Annotated in this window: 13 protein-coding genes; 6 read left to right on the forward strand and 7 right to left on the reverse strand. The window is 68.3% G+C overall.

Annotated features, from left to right (window positions below; all coding sequences use genetic code 11):
- Nucleotides 1–38 precede the first annotated feature (38 nt).
- The 4 genes from H7J89_RS07145 to H7J89_RS07160 all read right to left on the reverse strand — a co-directional run bounded on the left by H7J89_RS07145 (nucleotide 39) and on the right by H7J89_RS07160 (nucleotide 6,055).
- A complete protein-coding gene (locus H7J89_RS07145; protein WP_264039058.1) occupies nucleotides 39–1,793 on the reverse strand; it encodes a sensor domain-containing diguanylate cyclase in 1,755 nt (584 codons plus the stop codon).
- 109 nt (nucleotides 1,794–1,902) lie between these two features.
- Nucleotides 1,903–4,053, reverse strand: coding sequence for a glycogen debranching protein GlgX (gene glgX / locus H7J89_RS07150; protein WP_264039066.1), 2,151 nt, complete (start codon nucleotides 4,051–4,053; stop codon nucleotides 1,903–1,905).
- Between the two features lie 70 nt (nucleotides 4,054–4,123).
- Nucleotides 4,124–5,305 carry a zinc-dependent alcohol dehydrogenase gene (locus tag H7J89_RS07155; protein ID WP_264039074.1) on the reverse strand — a complete coding sequence of 394 codons (1,182 nt, stop codon included), beginning with the start codon at nucleotides 5,303–5,305 and terminating at the stop codon, nucleotides 4,124–4,126.
- Between the two features lie 42 nt (nucleotides 5,306–5,347).
- On the reverse strand, nucleotides 5,348–6,055 hold the full coding sequence (locus H7J89_RS07160) for a GAF and ANTAR domain-containing protein (RefSeq protein ID WP_264039082.1): 708 nt from the start codon (nucleotides 6,053–6,055) through the stop codon (nucleotides 5,348–5,350).
- A 318-nt stretch (nucleotides 6,056–6,373) separates the two neighbouring features.
- On the opposite strand from H7J89_RS07160, the gene H7J89_RS07165 reads away from it, so the two are divergent.
- On the forward strand, nucleotides 6,374–7,684 hold the full coding sequence (locus tag H7J89_RS07165; protein WP_264039089.1) for an NAD(P)/FAD-dependent oxidoreductase: 1,311 nt from the start codon (nucleotides 6,374–6,376) through the stop codon (nucleotides 7,682–7,684).
- Between the two features lie 7 nt (nucleotides 7,685–7,691).
- Here the strand turns inward: H7J89_RS07165 and H7J89_RS07170 are convergent, their stop codons facing one another.
- Both H7J89_RS07170 and H7J89_RS07175 read right to left on the reverse strand, forming a co-directional pair.
- The gene (locus H7J89_RS07170) at nucleotides 7,692–8,228 is read right to left on the reverse strand and encodes a DUF1360 domain-containing protein (protein ID WP_264039096.1); all 537 of its coding nucleotides are present in this window, start codon (nucleotides 8,226–8,228) and stop codon (nucleotides 7,692–7,694) included.
- A 75-nt stretch (nucleotides 8,229–8,303) separates the two neighbouring features.
- On the reverse strand, nucleotides 8,304–8,687 hold the full coding sequence (locus tag H7J89_RS07175) for a MerR family transcriptional regulator (RefSeq protein ID WP_264039104.1): 384 nt from the start codon (nucleotides 8,685–8,687) through the stop codon (nucleotides 8,304–8,306).
- Between the two features lie 147 nt (nucleotides 8,688–8,834).
- Here H7J89_RS07175 and H7J89_RS07180 point away from each other — a divergent pair, with 147 nt between their 5' ends.
- Together H7J89_RS07180 and H7J89_RS07185 are read left to right on the forward strand one after the other, a co-directional pair.
- Entirely contained in the window at nucleotides 8,835–9,284 is a 450-nt protein-coding gene (locus H7J89_RS07180) for an Hsp20/alpha crystallin family protein (protein ID WP_264040278.1), read from the forward strand.
- A gap of 93 nt (nucleotides 9,285–9,377) precedes the next feature.
- The gene (locus H7J89_RS07185; protein WP_264039115.1) at nucleotides 9,378–10,058 is read left to right on the forward strand and encodes a PAS and ANTAR domain-containing protein; all 681 of its coding nucleotides are present in this window, start codon (nucleotides 9,378–9,380) and stop codon (nucleotides 10,056–10,058) included.
- Here H7J89_RS07185 and H7J89_RS07190 read toward each other — a convergent pair.
- A complete protein-coding gene (locus H7J89_RS07190; protein ID WP_264039124.1) occupies nucleotides 10,053–11,435 on the reverse strand; it encodes a WS/DGAT/MGAT family O-acyltransferase in 1,383 nt (460 codons plus the stop codon). The genes H7J89_RS07185 and H7J89_RS07190 overlap by 6 nt on opposite strands.
- A gap of 108 nt (nucleotides 11,436–11,543) precedes the next feature.
- Between H7J89_RS07190 and H7J89_RS07195 the strand changes: the two genes are divergently transcribed.
- From H7J89_RS07195 to H7J89_RS07205, 3 genes are read left to right on the forward strand one after another with little or no spacing between them, the layout of a single operon-like run.
- A complete protein-coding gene (locus H7J89_RS07195) occupies nucleotides 11,544–13,217 on the forward strand; it encodes an NAD(P)-binding protein (RefSeq protein ID WP_264039132.1) in 1,674 nt (557 codons plus the stop codon).
- On the forward strand, nucleotides 13,214–16,798 hold the full coding sequence (nifJ, locus tag H7J89_RS07200; protein WP_264039143.1) for a pyruvate:ferredoxin (flavodoxin) oxidoreductase: 3,585 nt from the start codon (nucleotides 13,214–13,216) through the stop codon (nucleotides 16,796–16,798). Before H7J89_RS07195 ends, nifJ begins: the two co-directional genes overlap by 4 nt.
- Nucleotides 16,798–17,814 carry a dihydroorotate dehydrogenase-like protein gene (locus H7J89_RS07205; RefSeq protein WP_264039146.1) on the forward strand — a complete coding sequence of 339 codons (1,017 nt, stop codon included), beginning with the start codon at nucleotides 16,798–16,800 and terminating at the stop codon, nucleotides 17,812–17,814. Before nifJ ends, H7J89_RS07205 begins: the two co-directional genes overlap by 1 nt.
- Nucleotides 17,815–17,836 lie beyond the last annotated feature (22 nt).

The following is a 17,836-nucleotide window of genomic DNA, read 5'->3' on the forward strand; positions in this document are numbered from 1 at the left end:
ACCTACCGGATATCACCCGTCACCGAGGGCTCGGCTACTTAGTTGCGAACGACGGTGTTCCGGTCCCCCAGCTTGGCCCGATACATGGCCGCGTCCGCCCGGGCGGTGATCGTGTCGACGGACTCGCCGGGTATGGCGAGCGTGGCGCCGATGCTCAGTGTCGCCGATAACCACTTCCCGGATACATCAATGGGTTCGGCGGCACGGCAGCGAATCTTCTCGGCGATCTGGGCGAGCTCGTCGACGCTGTGGATGTCGGGGAGCAGGACGAGGATCTCGTCGCCCCCCATCCGGCCCACCGTGTCGCTCCCGCGCACACTTCCACGGATCCTTGCGGCGAGGGTTGCCAGCACACAGTCACCCACGCCGTGGCCCCAGGTGTCGTTGATTTCCTTGAAGCGGTCGACGTCGCAGAACAAGACCCCGACGTACGTTCCGAGCGGCCGCGGCTTCTGCATCGCGGCCTCGAATCGGCTGATGGCCTCGGCCCGGTTCACCAGCCCGGTAAGGGCGTCGAACCGTGCCATCCGTTCCAGCCGCCGCTCCGCCTCTACCTGCTCGTCGATGATGCGCACCGCGGCGATCAGGCCGTCGGTGTTGCCCTCGCCGTCGACGTACGGTTTTCCGTGGCCCTCGACCCAGTGGTAGTTGCCGTGGGCGGAGCGCACGCGGAACCGCTGCAGAACCGATTCGCCGGCGGCGACCCGGCTTAGCGCGCCGATGACCGTCTCGAGGTCGCGCGGGTGGATGTGCCGGTCGAAATCCGAGCCGGTCCAGCCCTGCGGTGGCCGGCCCAACGCCGCCTCCACGGACGGCGAGACCCACGCGATCTCGCCGCCGCGCAGGTGCACGATGATGTCGACGGCGTTGTCCGCGAGGATGCGATAGCGCATCTCGGCGTCGGCGCGTGCCTTACTGACCAGCTCCTGCTCTATGAGCAGCCGCTGCTCGCGCTGGATGAAGAAGAACGCGATGGCCCCGACGATGGCGGTGCCCAGCAGGATCGAGAAGGTCCATTCCGCCTGCTCGCCCATCCCGAGTCGCAGGAAGATCGGCCGCGCCAGCGCAACGACGATCGGAAACCCGGCGAGGATTCCGGCCAGCCGAAGCAGTGACTTGCGGTCGGGCCGGGCGAGTAGCCAGGCGACCGGAGACCGGTCGGGGCGTGCCAGCGCCGTGGCGGCGACGAGCAGCAGTAGAGCCAAGGCGGTCATGAGCGCCTGGCCCGTCGATGGCGTATAGCCCACCAGCGCCAACGCGTTGAACAGGTAGGCCCCGAGCGTGACGAAGGAAATGGCCCCGCCGGCCGCCATGCAGGCGGGCCAGACCACGCGGGTCCAGCGATCCACCCGGATCAGTGCAACGGCGGCCGCCACGAGCGGCACCGATGACGCCGTCTGCGGGCTCGGGCGTCCCGGCCAGGTCTGTTGCGACGTGCGCACCGCGTCCCCGAACCACGCCAGGTCCAGGCCGGACGACGGCAAACCGGTGGCGTACTCGGCGACGGTGATGCCGGCAAGAGCGCCCACGCCCAGGGCCAGGCCACGCCCGGCCCACACGCGCCCCCGCGATGGATGGCCCGACTGCGCCAGGATCGCCATGCTCAGCGTTGCCAGCCACAAACCGGTCCACGGCATCATCTGCGGCCAGGTCGGATAGATCCGGGTCAACCTGTCGACACCGGTCGCCCAGCCCACCCAGGTGAGCACGGCGATGACAAACACCACCGCCACGACGATCCGTCTGCACCAGGCCACGTCGTTCAGGCATGCGTCGGGGCTCGGCCTCTCCATCGGCTGCCCCTTCCTTCCCCCGCGGCGCAACCGACAGTGTGCGGGAGTGGGAAACCGATGTCTGGGGGCAAAAGGTCATCAATCTCGGGGCGAAGGTCACCGATGCGCGTCAGCCTCCGTCGGGGGCTTGCAACACCACGGCGGTATGCGCGTCCACGGTGAGCTTCCCTCCCCCGGGCACCTCCTCCGCGGGCGTCTCCTCCTCGGGTCCGGTGAAGATCATGAGTTGCCACGCGGCACCGAATTCCTTTGGCGGCAAAGTGAATTCAATCGGCTCGTAGTGGGCGTTGAAGCACAACAGGAACGAGTCGTCGAGCACTCGTTGCCCCCGGGGGTCCCGGTCGGGGATGCCGTGCCCGTTGAGGAACACCGCGACGGATTTCGCGAACCCCGCGCCCCAGTCCTCCTCGGTCATCTCGGTTCCCTCCGGGGTGAACCAGGCGATGTCGGGCAGGCCGTCCTGGCCGCGGCGGCCCAGCGGCTTGCCGGAAAAGAACCGGCGCCTGCGGAACACCGAGTGGTTGGCCCGCAGCGCCGACACCACGCGGGTGAACTCCAGCAGGCCGTTATCCGCTTTTGCCCAGTCGATCCAGGTGAGCTCGTTGTCCTGGCAGTAGCCGTTGTTGTTGCCGTTCTGCGTGCGGCCCAACTCATCACCGTGGCAGATCATCGGCACACCCTGCGACAGCAACAGCGTGGTGAGGAAGTTGCGCTGTTGGCGGGCGCGCAGCGCGTTGACGCCCGGGTCGTCCGTCGGCCCCTCCGCGCCGCAGTTCCAGGATCGGTTGTGGCTTTCGCCGTCGTTGTTGTCCTCGCCGTTGGCCTCGTTGTGTTTCTCGTTGTAGGACACCAGGTCACGAAGCGTGAACCCGTCGTGGGCGATGACGAAGTTGATCGAGGCCACCGGCCGGCGCGCGGTGTGCTCGTACAGGTCGGCCGACCCGGACAGCCGGTAGGCGAACTCGTCGAGCGTCGACGGTTCGCCGCGCCAGAAGTCGCGGACGGCGTCGCGGTACTTGCCGTTCCATTCCGTCCATTGCGGCGGGAAGTTGCCGACCTGGTAGCCGCCCGGCCCGACGTCCCAGGGTTCGGCGATCAGCTTGACCTGGCTGACCGTCGGATCCTGTTGCACGAGTTCGAAAAACGCCGCCAGGCGGTCCACGTCGTAGAACTCCCGGGCCAGCGTGGCCGCCAGGTCGAACCGGAAGCCGTCGACGTGCATCTCGGTCACCCAGTAACGCAGCGAGTCCATGATCAGCTGCAGCGCGTGCGGGTGCCCGACGTTGAGGCTGTTGCCCGTGCCGGTGTAGTCCATGTAATAGCGCTTGTCATCTTCGACCAGCCGGTAGTAGGCGGCGTTGTCGATGCCCCGCATCGACAGTGTCGGGCCCATGTGGTTGCCCTCGGCCGTGTGGTTGTAGACGACGTCGAGGATGACCTCGATGCCGGCCTCGTGCAGGGTCCGCACCATCGCCTTGAACTCCTGCACCTGCCCGCCGGGGGACGTGGCGCTGGAGTACTTGAAGTCGGGCGCGAAGAACCCGATGGTGTTGTACCCCCAATAATTCGAGAGGCCCTTGTCCACCAGGGTCGAGTCGTTCGCGAAGTGGTGCACCGGCATCAGCTCGATGGCGGTGACGCCGAGGCTCTTGAGGTGCTCGATGATCACCGGGTGCGCCACGGCCGAATACGTGCCGCGCAGTTGTTCGGGGATGTCCGGGTGGGTTTGCGTGAGGCCCTTGACGTGTGCCTCGTAGATGACCGTGTCGGCGTACTGGTGGTCCGGCGGCCGGTCGTTGCCCCAGTCGAAGTAGGGGTTGATCACCACCGATTTCGGCATGAAGGCGGCCGAGTCGTCGTCGTTGCGGCTGTCGGGGTCGCCGAAGTTGTAGCTGAACAGGGCCTGGTCCCACTCGAACGAGCCGTCGATTGCCTTCGAATACGGGTCGACCAGCAGCTTGTTCGGGTTGCACCGCAAGCCGTTCTGCGGGTCGTACGGGCCGTACACCCGGTAGCCGTAGCGTTGGCCGGGTTCGATGTTGGGTATGTAGGCGTGCCAGACGAATCCGTCGACCTCGGGCAACGTGACGCGGCTCTCGTTTCCGTCGGCGTCGAACAGGCACAGCTCCACCCGCTCGGCCACTTCGCTGAACACGGCGAAATTGGTGCCCGCACCGTCGTAGGTGGCGCCTAGGGGGTAGGCGCGGCCCGGCCACACCTCTCCGGTGGGCGTGGGGGCGGAGGCTTCTGCGGATGTCATGGCGCTTTCAATACCCTAGCGGGGCCTCCCCCAAACGGTGAATCGGAGAGGCCTTGCCGCACAGCGGTTTTCAGGGCCTTAACATGACCTTTACCGCACCATCCTGCTTCTTCTGGAAGATGTCGTAGGCGTGCGGGGCCTGGTCGAGGGGCAGCACGTGCGACGCGAAGGTGTCGACGCCGAGCGGGTCGTCGTCGGTGAGCAGCGGCATGATGTCGTCCGCCCACCTCTTCACGTTCGCCTGGCCCATCCGCAGGGTCACCTGCTTGTCGAACAGGGTGAGCATCGGCAGCGGGTCGGCCATCCCGCCGTACACGCCGATCAGCGATATCGTGCCACCGCGGCGCACGATGTCGATGGCGGAGTACAGGGCGCTGAGCCGGTCCACGCCGGCGGTCTGCATGAGCCGCTTGCCAATGAAGTCCGGCAACATGCCGGTGGCCTGCTGGGCCAGTTTGGCCGCCGGGGAGCCGTGCGCTTCCATGCCCACCGCATCGATGACCGAGTCGGAGCCCCGCCCGTCGGTCAGGTCCCGGATCGCATCCCCGAGTGGCGAGTCGAGCCGGCCCAGGTCGATGGTGTGGATGCCGCGCTGCGCGGCACGCCCGAGGCGCTCGGCCACCAGGTCCACGGCGATCACCCGATAGCCGAGGTGATCGGCGATGCGCGCGGCCATATCGCCGATCGGGCCCAAGCCGAGCACGGTGACCGTGCCCCCGTCCGGGATGTCGGCGTAGGCCACCGCCTGCCAGGCCGTCGGCAGCACGTCGGACAGGTAGACGAACCGCGAATCCGGCGGCCCCACAGGGACTTTGATGTGGGTGAACTGAGCCTGCGGGACGCGCAACAGCTCGGCCTGGCCACCCGGGACCTCGCCGTAGAGCTCCGAGTAGCCGAACAGCGCGGCCCCCATGCCCTGGTCGCGCACCTGAGTGGTCTCGCATTGGGTGTAAAGCCGCTTGTCGCACATATAGCAACTGCCGCAAGAGATTTGGAAGGGGATGACGACCCGGTCCCCGACCCGCAGGTCGCCCGTCTCGCCCCCGACCTCGCGCACGATTCCCATGGGCTCGTGCCCAAGGATGTCCCCGGGCTTCATGAAGGCCCCAAGGATCTCATAGAGGTGCAGGTCGGACCCGCAGATGTTGGTCGACGTGACTTCGATGATGGCGTCGGTGGGTTGCTCGATCTTGGGGTCGGGCACCGACTCCACCCGCACGTCGCGCTTGCCGTGCCAAGTGACAGCCTTCATGCGGAAAGCACATACCCGTCTCGCAGCCCCCGAAACGCCGACCTAGCGGCACCGGCGTTTGAGCGGATGCTCGCTGTCGATCAACGATTTCGCGATGTCGATCAGCCTGGTGTTGGATTGCTGCGAGAGCCGGGTGAGGAGTTCGAACGCCTCGACGGCGTCCAGATTGAAGCGCTCCATGACGATTCCCTTGGCCTGCCCGATCATGTCCCGTGAAGCCAGGGCGCTGCGGAATTGGTCCTGGCGGCGCATGATTGACCACGCCAGAGCAATGTGCGTGGCGTAGACGGCGCCGAGCTCCACCGCGTCGTCGTGGAACGTATGCGGGGACTCGGCATAGAAGTTGAGCGCGGCCACGCTGCCGCGGTCCACGAACAACTCGAACGAGAGAATGGACCGGATCGGGGTCTCCTCGAGCGCATGCCGCCGATACCGCGGCCACCGTTGTTCTTCGGTGAGGTCCTCGACGTGCATCACATGGTGGCGCCAGGCCGCCTCCACGCACGGGCCCTCCCCGTAGCGGTTCTGGATAGCATCCAGCAGCATCGGGTAACGATGCGTGGCAGCCACGTTGGTGACCCCCTTGCCCCGCTCGGCCAGCGTGATCCCCGCGTACTGTGCGCCCGCCACATGCATGACGCCGTTGCCGATGAGTTCACTCAGCCCCGCCGCGGTATCGATCTCCTGGCCGTCGATGCCGGACACCATTTCCGCGAGCTGGGCGACGACCGCCGCACTGCCCTCTTGCATAGCATCCCCTTTGAAAGGTCTGCCCCTCCCCCTGCTGATCCCAGGGCGACGAATCGGGGCACACTTCTCTTCGAGAGCCACTGCCTCGTTTATCCAAGTGTTCTTGTGATGATCCCGGTGTCAACCCACCAAACGAAGTCTATGGGCCAAAAAGCGAAGCGCAGGCCGCGAGCGCCCGATTGCATGGCAGCTCCCTGGCGACCGCGAGAACTTACTGTGCAGCGGAAGTGCATGCACGTATTGCGTTGCTGTTAATCACTTTTGGGGCCCTCGCTGCGGTTGTTTTCGCGAACGGGCATCCGTCCTACACTCGGATTGGTGACCTCGATAGTGATCGTTGGCAGCGGCTTCACCGGATTCACCTGCGCGCACCGTCTGGCCCGCATCCTGCGGCGACGGCGCGTTCAGGCCGACATCACGATCGTCTCCCCGGTGGATTACATGCTGTACACGCCGTTGCTGCCCGACGTCGCCGGCGGGGTCGTCGATGCCCGGTTCGTGGCGATCCCCCTGGCGAACAGTCTCAAAGGCGTGGACGCGGTGCGCGGCCGCGTGGATGGTGTGGACTTCGCCCAGCGCACGCTGAGATGGTGTGATCCCGAAGAGCGCAGCCACACCATGGCCTGGGATCGGTTGGTGCTCACCCCGGGTTCGGTGACACGGCTTTTCGATGTGCCGGGCCTCGCGACGTGCGCGCGCGGGTTGAAGACCACCGCCGAAGCCCTCTACCTACGAGACCATTTCGTGGAGCAGCTCGAACTGGCCAACATCGAGGACGACCCGCAGGTGGCCCAGGCGCGGCGCACCGTCGTCGTGGTCGGGGCCTCCTATTCGGGCACCGAACTGGTGGCTCAACTGCGGGCGCTGGCCGACGCGGCAGCCAAGCAGATGCGCTTCGACCCCGCCGCCGTCCGGTTCGTGCTCCTCGATCTGGCCGAGCAGGTGATGCCCGAAGTCGGCAAGAAGCTGGGCGACGCCGCGCAGAAGGTGCTCCGCCGGCGCGGCATCGACGTCCGGCTCGGCCTCACGCTCAAGGAAGCTCACGGCGATCACGTTGTGCTCAGCGATGATTCGCGCATCGACACGCGCACGGTCGCCTGGCTGACCGGTGTCACCGGCGCGCCGTTGATCCAGGATCTGGGGTTGCCGACCGAACGCGGCCGGCTCAAAGTCCGCCCGGATCTGCAAGTGCCGGACCACCCCGGCGTCTTCGCGGCCGGCGACGCGGCCGCGGTCCCCGACCTGACCCAACCGGGCAAGATCACGCCGCCCACGGCCCAGCACGCCACCCGCCAGGGCAAGGTGCTGGCCCGCAACGTGGCGGCCAGCCTCGGTTACGGCACGCCCAAGCAATACAAGCACCGCAACCTGGGCCTGGTGGTCGACCTGGGACCGTGGCAGGCGGTGGCCAACCCGCTGAACATCCACCTTTCCGGCCTGCCGGCCAAGATCGTCACCCGGTCGTATCACCTGTATGCGATCCCGCGGGGCGTCAACCGGTGGGCGGTGTCGCTGGCCTACCTGACCGACGCACTGTTCGCCCGGTCGGTGGTGTCCATCGGGTTGTCCTCCGAGGAGGACGCGGGGTTCGCGGCCAGCGAGGGCATCCCGATGCCGAGGACCGGCTGAGCGCCGCTCAGCCCCCGGCCGACTGCTGCGCCATCGAGTAGGCGAGCTGAAGGAAGTCGGCGCCGGTCAACACGGTGAAGACGCCGGCGATCAGGCGGGTGAATCTGGGGGCAAAGACCAAGCCGATGGCGAAGCCGGTCGCCACCCACATATCCAGGCAGAACGGGCACGTAAGTAGTTCTCCCAGGCTGTGCCGCAACGGGCTTTCTTCCCGGACCTCCTCCATGACCTCCGCCGGTCCGCCGCTGCCCGCGAAGCGGGTGAACGGCGCGCGCAACGGGCTGGTCACCGCGTCTTTGGTCAGCGTCCGCGAGAGCTTGTGGGTGCCCAGGGTGACCGTGATCAGGTCCTGGATCCGCCACCGGGTGGGCAATGTCCGCCCGGTGAGCAGCGCGGCCGTGGTCGCGACGGCCACCAGGGCGGTGTAGATGAGCAGCACCGCCACGTAGCCGCCCAACGGGCGAGGCTCGTCGCCGCGGTATTCGTCCGCCTCGCGCCGTGCGCCGTCGACCACCTGGGTCTTGGCTTCCGCCACCTCTCCCATTGCATCTCCTTCAGCTCAAGGGCCCAGCAGGCTGGGTACCCGAACTCGGTGAGCGCAATCGGAGGGCCGGTGCCCTCAGCCGGCACCTTCGCCGGGTTCGCCGGCCTCCTGCGTGACCGTGGCGGTTTTGGCGGCCTTCCGCAGGGTTCGGTTGGTGGACAGTAGGTCGGTGTTGGCCGCCGAGAGCGTCGCGTTGTGATCCTCGAGGTCGAGGATCCGGGCGACGCCGGCCAGGTTGATGCCGGCGCCGACCAGCTCGCTGATCCGCTTGAGCCGGGCCAGGTCATCGGCGCTGTAGCGGCGGGTTCCGCCGTTGCTTCGCGCCGGCGCGAGCAGCCCATACCGCTCGTAGAGGCGCAGCGACTGCACCGGGATGCCGGAGAGCTCGGCGGCCACCGAGATGCCGTACACGCCGTGATCGGGCGCCGGGACGCCGGAGTCGCCGCGTTGGTCGGTCATCACGCGTCTCTCCTCGAAGCTAGCTGGCCTAGAAAATCTATTTATCACACTTGCGTGACTAATGTCGACAGTGCTATACCAAATCTATGTCATTGGACATAGGTAATAACCAGACCACAGCCTAGATTGGAGTGAGAGGTGACCACCATGCTGATGCGTACCGACCCCTTCCGTGACCTCGACCGCTTTGCCCACCAGGTGTTCGGTACGGCCGCCCGGCCGGCGGTGATGCCGATGGACGCCTGGCGCCAGGGCGAGGAGTTCGTCGTTGAGTTCGACCTGCCCGGCATCGATGCCGAGTCGCTCGACATCGACATCGAGCGCAACGTCGTGACCGTGCGCGCCGAGCGGCCGGCCCTCGACCCGAACCGCGAGATGCTGGCCACCGAGCGCCCGCGCGGGGTGTTCAGCCGGCAGCTGGTGCTCGGCGACAACCTCGACACCGACAAGATCGAGGCGTCCTACCGCGAAGGTGTTCTGCGGCTGCGCATTCCGGTGGCCGAACGGGCCAAGCCGCGAAAGATCACCGTCGGGCGCGGCGACGGGCAAACGGCCATCAATGAGAACGCCTCGCAACGCGAGGTCATCAACGCCTGATGTCCGGCGGGCAGGCGGCGACCCGGGTCCCTGCAGAAACACACGGGCCGCCGCCTTCCGCCGGTTCCACAACGCGGGGAGCCCAGGTGCGAGATGAAGTGGGAACTGGACGGCCAGCGGGCTAACGTCGAACAGGCGTTGGCCGGCGGAGCCGCGCAACCGGCCGGCTGGTTTCGCTTCTACTTCACCGACCAGCGCTGGGAGTGGTCGGAACAGGTGCAGCGGATGCACGGGTATGAGCCCGGCAGCGTGACGCCCACCACCGATCTGGTGCTATCGCACAAGCATCCGGACGACCGCGGGCAGGTCGCGGCCACCATCGATCAGATCGTCAACACCCGGCAGGCGTTCAGCACTCGCCATCGAATCATCGACACCGACGGGAATGTGCGCCACGTCGTCGTTGTGGGCGACCGGTTCTTCGACGACGACGGCGACGTCGTTGGAACGCAGGGGTTTTACATCGACGTCTCCCCGGCCACGGGACAGGTGGCGGAGGAGATCGTCAGCGCCAGGCTGGCCGAGATCAACGAGAACCGGGCCGGGATCGAACAGGCCAAGGGCATGCTGATGCTGATCTATGGCATCAGTGACAGCGCGGCCTTCGAGTTGCTCAAATGGCTTTCACAGGAAGCGAACATCAAGTTGCGGCCGCTTGCCGAGCAGATCGCCGAAGACTTCCGCGGGGCCAGGTTGCGCCTCGGTGCCCAATCGGAGTTCGACCACCTACTGCTGACGGCGCATCAACGCGTCACCCAGTCCGAAGCGTCATGACGCCTTGCGGCGCCGGGTACGGGCGGCCGCAATCAATTGCGCCATCCCCTTCTCGATGCCGGCCGCGAGCGCGTCGATGTCGGGCGCCGTGTCGTAGTCGGCGGTGATGCCGAAGACGAAACTGTCGGCGTAGCTGAGCATTCCGATGCCGGTGCGCACCTGCAGAGCGATCGGGGGAACCGGCAGGAGTTCCAGCACCCGGCGGCCCATCAGCCGCTGGCGGCTCCGTGGACCGGGAACGTTGCTTGCCAAGGCGACGACCGCCCGTTGAGGGAACCGCGACAGCAAGCGAATCGCCCACGCCGACAGCGCAAACGGGGTGCGCTTGGCGGCCATCACCACCGCGCTGCCACCCTCGCTCTGACCGCTCGCTTTGGCGTGGGTGAGCCGGTCGTGCACCAATTTCAGCTGCCGCACCGGGTCCGCCTCGTCGACGGGCAGCAACGGCAGCATCGCCGAGACCCGGTTGCCGGCGACATTGAAACGGTCCACCGCGCGGACGGAGACCGGGACGAGCGTGCGCAGCGAGTCTCGGCCCGGTTGTTCCCCGCGCGCCAGCAAGACGGCGCGATAACTGTTGGTAATCGCTGCCAGCGCAACGTCGTTGAGCGTGACTCCGAATGCCCGGGCGACCTTGTTCATGTCCGTCAACCGGGCGCGGGCCACACTGTACCGCCGCATCGCGGTGACCGGCCCGTTCAGCGAGGATTCCGGCGCGGGGCGCATCAGTGCGGTGGCCAGCTCGGCCGCCCCGATCGCCGCGTGTTCGGCCGCGGTCACGGCGCCAAACGCGCTTCGCCCGATTCCGCTCGCCCAGCTCAAGGGATTGAGGCTGATCTTGGACAGATCCGGCCCGCGCCGAACCGCCTTGCGGGCGGCGCCGACGTCGACGGCAAAGGTGCCGCCCTCGCCGTCGTCGCCGAACTTGGCGAACAGCTGCGTCATCGCGATGCCGTCGGCGATGCAGTGGTGAATCTTGGTGAGCACCGCCCACCGGTTTCCGCTGAGCCCCTCGATGATCCAGGACTCCCATAGGGGGCGCTCACGATCGAGTCGGCGTTCCATCAACGACGCGATCATCTCGAACAGCTCCGGATCGCGGCCCGGTTGCGGCAGCGCGACGCGGTGCACGTGACGCGCGAGGTCGAAGTGGGGGTCGTCCGTCCATTCCGGCGGCCGCAGGTCGAGTGGATGGGTGCGCAGGATCTGCCTGCAGCGCGGTACCGCCGCCACCCGCTCGGCGAATCCGCCGACGAACTCGTCGTAGGTCGGGATCGGTCCCTCCACGATCGACACACCGCCCACCGCCAGGCTGACATGCGGGTCGGAGTCCTCCACCTCCAGGAAGCCGGCATCGAGCGCGGTCAATTGCTCCATGGTGTTACTTTCCGCGCCGCAATGCCCTGCTGGCAGGGCCGTAAGTCCTCAACTACTGAGGCCAAACGGCGGCTGTGGCGGCGCACCCCCGGCCATATCGTGAGGGGGGTGACGGGAGAGCAATTGAGCAGCGAGGCAGATGCTTTCGCCGCCGCGTCCCGCACCGACCTGACCGCACTGCCCGACCTCGTGCACGGGCGGCCGCGCGCGGGCCCGGTCCGCGAACGCCGCCCGATCTACGTCGATCTGCTGCCGCCGTGCAACGCCGGTTGCCCCGCCGGCGAGAACATCCAGGCGTGGCTCGCCCACGCCCGGAGCGGACGCTTCGAGCAAGCCTGGCGGCAGCTGACCGCCGACAACCCCTTCGCCGCGATCCACGGCCGCGTCTGCTACCACCCCTGCGAATCCGTCTGTAACCGGGCGCATCTGGACTCCTCGGTGTCGATCCACGCGGTGGAACGGTTCCTCGGCGACACCGCCCGCGCGCAGGGATGGCTGTTCGACCACCCGCCGCAGACGACGGGCAAGCGGGTGCTGGTGGTCGGCGCCGGCCCCAGCGGCCTGTCGGCCGCCTATCACCTCGCGCGGCTCGGCCACCTGGTGGAGGTCCGTGACACCGGCGCGCAGCCGGGCGGGATGATGCGCTACGGCATCCCGAAATACCGGCTGCCCCGCGACGTGCTGGACGCCGAGATCGACCGCATCGCCGCGCTGGGCGTGGAGTTCACGTGCGGGCACCGGGTGGAGGACCTGGCCGCCGAACGCGACGCCGGGGGTTTCGACGCGGTGTTCGTCGCCGTCGGTGCCCACCTCGCCAAGCGCGTGGACATCCCGGCCGCCGATGCCGCTTCGATGCTGGACGCGGTCTCCTTCCTGCGCGCCGTCGCCGTCGGCGAAACACCCGAACTCGGCCGCCGCGTCGCCGTGTACGGCGGCGGCGACACCGCGGTGGACGCCGCGCGCGTCGCGCGCCGACTCGGCGCCGAGGACGCCGTCATCATCTACCGCCGCACGGCGGCCCAGATGCCCGCGCACTCCCACGAAGTGCAGGAGGCCGAGCGCGAGGGCGTGCGGATCCACTGGCTGCGCACGATCACCGCCTTCGACGGCCCCGAACTCCAGGTGGAGCTCATGCGACTCGACGAATCCGGACGTCCGGTGCCGAGCGGGCAATTCGAGACGCTGGCGGCCGACACCGTGATCATGGCCCTGGGGCAGGAAACCGAGTCAGCGTTCATGCGCAGCCTGCCCGGTGTGGAGTTCGACGACGACGGTTCCGTGCGCGTGTCGTCGTCGCTGATGACCGGCTGCCCGGGGGTGTTCGCCGGCGGCGACATGGTGCCCTGCGAGCGCACCGTGACGGTCGCCGTCGGGCACGGCAAGAAGGCGGCCCGTCACATCGACGCGTGGCTGCGCGGCGTCGACGGGGAGCGCGCCCCCAAAAATCCGACCGCGGAGTTCGACCTGCTGCATCCGTGGTACTTCGGTGACGCCTCCCGGCGCAGCGAGCCCGAACTTCCCGCCGCGCAACGCGTTAGCGGGTTCGATGAGGTGGTCTGCGGCCTGTCGGCGCAGGCCGCGACGTTCGAGGCCGGCCGGTGCCTATCGTGCGGCAACTGCTTCGAGTGCGACGGCTGCCTGGGCGCCTGCCCGGAGGACGCGGTGATCAAGCTGGGACCGGGTCACCGCTACCGCTTCGACTACGACCGCTGCACCGGTTGCGCCGCCTGCTACGAGCAGTGCCCGGTGCACGCCATCGAGATGATCCCGGAGTCCCGGTGACGCGCGCCACGATCGACGGCAACGAGGCGGCGGCGTCGGTCGCCTACCGCCTCAACGAGGTGTGCTGCATCTACCCGATCACCCCGTCCTCGCCGATGGCGGAGCTGGCCGACGACTGGTCGAGCCGGCACCGGCCCAACATCTGGGGCACCGTGCCCACGGTGGTGGAGATGCAGAGCGAGGGCGGGGCCGCCGGAGCGCTGCACGGCGCCCTGCAAGGCGGCGCGCTGGCCACGACGTTCACGTCGTCGCAGGGCCTGTTGCTGATGATCCCGAACATGTACAAGATCGCCGGCGAGCTGACCTCCGCGGCGATCCACGTCGCGGCCAGATCAATTGCTGCGCAAGGTCTTTCGATTTTCGGCGACCATCAAGACGTGATGGCCGCGCGCCAGACCGGCTTCGCGCTGCTGTCGTCGGCCTCGGTGCAGGAGGCCCACGACCTGGCCCTGGTCGCGCAGGCGGCCACGCTGCGCACCCGAATCCCGTTCGTGCACTTCTTCGATGGCTTCCGCACCTCGCACGAGCTGAACACCATCGAGCTACTCGACGACGACGACCTGCGGGCCCTGGTTCCCGAGGAGCTGGTGCTGGCGCACCGGGAGCGCGCCCTGTCCCCGGAGCGGCCGTTCATCCGCGGCACCGCGCAGAATCCCGACACCTACTTCCAGGCGCGCGAGACCGTCAACCCGTTCTACGCCCGGGTGCCCGAGGTGGTCGATGACCTGATGGCCGAGCTGGGCCGTCGCACCGGGCGGCCGATGCGCATCGTCGAGTACACCGGGCACCCGCAGGCCGAACGGGTGGTCGTGCTGATGGGATCCGGCGCCGACACCGCCGCCGCGACGGTTGCGGCCCTCACCGAGCGCGGCGAGCGGGTCGGGGTGCTGCGGCTGCGGCTGTACCGGCCGTTCCCGGTGCGGGCGCTGCTGGCCGCCCTGCCGCCGGCCGTCCGCGCCGTCGGCGTGCTCGACCGGACCAAGGAACCCGGCTCGCACGGCGAGCCGCTGTATCTGGACGTCGTCGCCGCCCTCGCCGAGGCGTATGTGAGCGGCGAACGGTCGGCCCTGCCGATGGTGTGCGGCGGGCGCTACGGGCTGTCGTCGAAGGAATTCACCCCGGCCATGGTCGCCGGCGTGTTCGCCGAACTGGCCCGCGACCGGCCCCGGCCCCGCTTCACCGTGGGCATCGACGACGACGTCAGCCGGACGAGCATCGACTACGACCCGGCCTTCGACATCGAGCCGGCCGACACGGTGCGCGCGGTGTTCTTCGGCATCGGCTCCGACGGCACCGTCGGCGCCAACAAGAACACGATCAAGATCCTCGGCGGCGAGGAGGACCTCTACGCCCAGGGCTACTTCGTGTACGACTCGAAAAAATCGGGCTCGCAGACCGTTTCGCACCTGCGGTTCGGGCCCGAGCCGATTCGCGCGCCCTACCTGGTGCAGCGGGCCTCCTTCGTCGGCTGCCACCACGAGCGGTTCCTGCACAAGCTCGACGTGCTGGGTGGCGCCGCCGAGAACGCCGCGCTGTTGGTCAACACGAGACGTCCGCCCGAGAAGGTGTGGGACGCCCTGCCGGGCAGCGTGCAGCGCCAGATCCTCGACAAGCGCATCCGGCTGTACGTCGTCGACGCCAGCGGCATCGCCCGCGAGGTGGGGCTCGCCGGACGGATCAACATCGTCCTGCAGACCTGTTTCTTCGCCATCTCCGGTGTGCTGCCGCTGGAACAGGCGCTCGCCCGGATCAAGGACAGCGCGGCCAAGACGTACGCCGGGCAGGGTGCCGACGTGGTGGCCCGCGAGGCCGAGGCCGCCGACCGCGCCCTGCAACGGCTGCACCAGGTCGACGTCCCGGACACCGCGACCTCCGTCGTCGCGCTCGAACCGCCGGTCGGACCCGACGCCCCCGAATTCGTGCGGGCGGTGACCGGCGAGATGATCGCCGGCCGCGGCGACGCGCTGCCCGTCAGCGCCCTGCCGATCGACGGCACCTACCCCAGCGGCACCGCCGCCTACGAGAAACGCAACATCTCCGACCTCGTCGCCGTCTGGGACCCCGACACCTGCATCCAGTGCGGCAACTGCTCGTTCGTGTGCCCGCACAGCGTCATTCGCACCAAGTTCTACGACCAGGAACACCTCGAGGACGCGCCCGCGACGTTCCCCTCGGCACCGCTCGACGCGGTCGGCCTGCCCAACGCCCGCTACACCCTGCAGGTCTACGTCGAGGACTGCACCGGATGCGACCTGTGCGTCCAGGCCTGCCCCGCCGTGGTGCCCGGCACGCCGGTGACCAAGGCGATCAACCTGGCGCCGCGCGAACCGCTGGTCGCCCCCGAACGCGAGAACATCGCGTTCTTCGAGACGCTGCCGGTGGCCGACCGCTCGAGGGTCGATTTCGGCACCGTCCGCGGCACGCAGTTCCTGCAGCCCCTGTTCGAATTCCCCGGCGCGTGCGCCGGTTGCGGGGAAACGCCCTACCTCAAATTGCTGTCGCAGCTTTTCGGGGACCGGTTGGTGATCGCCAATGCCACCGGCTGCTCGTCGATCTACGGCGGCAACCTGCCCACCACGCCCTGGACGGCCAACGCCGAGGGGCGCGGGCCCGCCTGGTCGAACTCGTTGTTCGAGGACAACGCCGAATTCGGCCTCGGGCTGCGGCTGGCCGCCGACACCCATCTCCGCCAGGCCCGTCAGCGGCTGACCGAACTGCGTGACGCGCTGGGCCCCGACCTCGTCGACGCCGCCCTGGCCGCCCCGCAGCGCCGCGAATCCGAACTGGACGAGCAGCGCCGCCGCGTCGCCGAGCTGCGCGGCCAGGTCGACCGGCTGCAGGTCGGCGACGAATTGCAAAGCGTAATCGAGCATCTGGTGCGCCGCAGCGTGTGGATCGTCGGCGGGGACGGGTGGGCCTACGACATCGGCGCCGGCGGACTGGACCACGTGCTCGCCAGCGGACACAACGTCAACGTGCTGGTGCTCGACACCGAGGTGTATTCGAACACCGGCGGACAGATGTCGAAGAGCACACCGCTGGGGGCGGTGGCCAAGTTCGCCGCCGGCGGCAAGACCGTGCCGCGCAAAGATTTGGCGCTACAGGCAATTTCGTACGGCAACGTGTATGTCGCGCGCGTCGCCATGGGCGCCGACCCGCAACAGACGCTGCTGGCCTTCCGCGAGGCCGAGGCCTACGACGGGCCGTCGCTGATCATCGCCTACAGCCACTGCATCGCGCACGGCTTCGAGATGCGCAACGGCCTGGATCAGCAGCACCGCGCCGTCGCCAGCGGGCACTGGCCGCTGATCCGCTACGACCCGGTGCTGCGCGCCACCGGAAACCCGCCGTTCTTGCTGGATTCGCACCGGCCCCGCATTCCCCTGGCCGACTACCGCAACCGCGAGCTGCGCTACCGGAGCCTGGCCAACACCGCCCCCGACGAGGCGGAACGGCTTGCGGCGCTGGCGCAGGAGTCAATCAACCAGCACTGGAACGTCTACGAGGACATGGCCTCCCGCGACCCGCACGAGTTTCCCGCCAGAGCGGGATCCCCTCCGACGCTGCGGAGGGAGGGCTGATGGACCTGACCGCCCACTACCTGGGCCTGAGGCTGCGCAACCCCCTGCTGGCATCGGCATCCCCGCTGAGCACCACGGTCGACGGGGTGCGCCGGCTCGTCGACGCGGGCATCGGGGCGGTGGTGCTGTACTCGCTGTTCGAGGAGCAACTGCGGCGCGAGGCGGCGCACAACGAGCGAATGGCGTTGCAGGGCAGCGAAAGCTACGCCGAGTCGCTGAGCTACTTCCCCGCCACCGTCGAATCGTCAGGCAACGGCGGCCCCGAGCGCTACCTGCGCCAGCTCGAGCGCGCGGTCGCCGCGGTCGACGTCCCCGTGATCGGGAGCCTCAACGCGTCCGCGCCCGGCAACTGGGCGCACTACGCCCGCCGCATGCAGGACGCCGGCTCGGCGGCGATCGAGCTGAACATCTACTACCTGCCCGGCGACGCCGGCGTGGACGGCCGCGCGGTGGAGCAGCGCCACCTCGACGTGCTGGCCGAGGTCAAAAGCGCGGCCGGCATCCCGGTCGCAGTCAAACTCAGCCCGTACTTCAGCGCGACCGCCGACATGGCGCACCGGCTGGACGCCGCGGGCGCCGACGGCCTGGTGCTGTTCAACCGGTTCCTGCAGCCCGACATCGACCCCGAGACGCTCACCGCGGTGCGCACCGTGACGCTGTCGACGACGGCCGATACGCGCGTGCCGCTGACCTGGATCGCGTTGCTGAGCGGCCGGATTCGCGCCTCGCTGGCCGCCAGCACCGGGGTGGAGTTCGGCGGCGACGTGGTCAAGTACCTGCTGGCCGGGGCGGATGTCGTGCAGTCAGCATCAGCACTGCTGCGCCACGGTCCCGAGTACGCGGACGTGCTGCTGCGAGGGCTGTCGGAGTGGATGGCCCGCAAGGGTTTTCAGTCCCTCGCCGAGGTGCGCGGGCTGCTGGCCGCGCCCGATACCGAGCACTCCGGGCTCCGCGAACGCGCGGATTACGTCTGGGCGGTCCGCAAGGCCAACAACGGTATCTACGAAGCATATTGACGCGGTAACTACAGGGAGGAAA

The sequence above is a fragment of the Mycobacterium paraffinicum genome (assembly GCF_025822865.1).
GTDB classification, from domain to species: Bacteria; Actinomycetota; Actinomycetes; order Mycobacteriales; family Mycobacteriaceae; genus Mycobacterium; species Mycobacterium paraffinicum.

Coding starts and splice junctions, on each gene's coding strand:
- H7J89_RS07145 (WP_264039058.1), bottom strand. CDS start 1,793: ATGGAGAGGCCGAGCCCCGACGCATGCCTGAACGACGTGGCCTGGTGC.
- glgX (WP_264039066.1), bottom strand. CDS start 4,053: ATGACATCCGCAGAAGCCTCCGCCCCCACGCCCACCGGAGAGGTGTGG.
- H7J89_RS07155 (WP_264039074.1), bottom strand. CDS start 5,305: ATGAAGGCTGTCACTTGGCACGGCAAGCGCGACGTGCGGGTGGAGTCG.
- H7J89_RS07160 (WP_264039082.1), bottom strand. CDS start 6,055: ATGCAAGAGGGCAGTGCGGCGGTCGTCGCCCAGCTCGCGGAAATGGTG.
- H7J89_RS07170 (WP_264039096.1), bottom strand. CDS start 8,228: ATGGGAGAGGTGGCGGAAGCCAAGACCCAGGTGGTCGACGGCGCACGG.
- H7J89_RS07175 (WP_264039104.1), bottom strand. CDS start 8,687: ATGACCGACCAACGCGGCGACTCCGGCGTCCCGGCGCCCGATCACGGC.
- H7J89_RS07180 (WP_264040278.1), top strand. CDS start 8,835: ATGCTGATGCGTACCGACCCCTTCCGTGACCTCGACCGCTTTGCCCAC.
- H7J89_RS07185 (WP_264039115.1), top strand. CDS start 9,378: ATGAAGTGGGAACTGGACGGCCAGCGGGCTAACGTCGAACAGGCGTTG.
- H7J89_RS07190 (WP_264039124.1), bottom strand. CDS start 11,435: ATGGAGCAATTGACCGCGCTCGATGCCGGCTTCCTGGAGGTGGAGGAC.
- H7J89_RS07205 (WP_264039146.1), top strand. CDS start 16,798: ATGGACCTGACCGCCCACTACCTGGGCCTGAGGCTGCGCAACCCCCTG.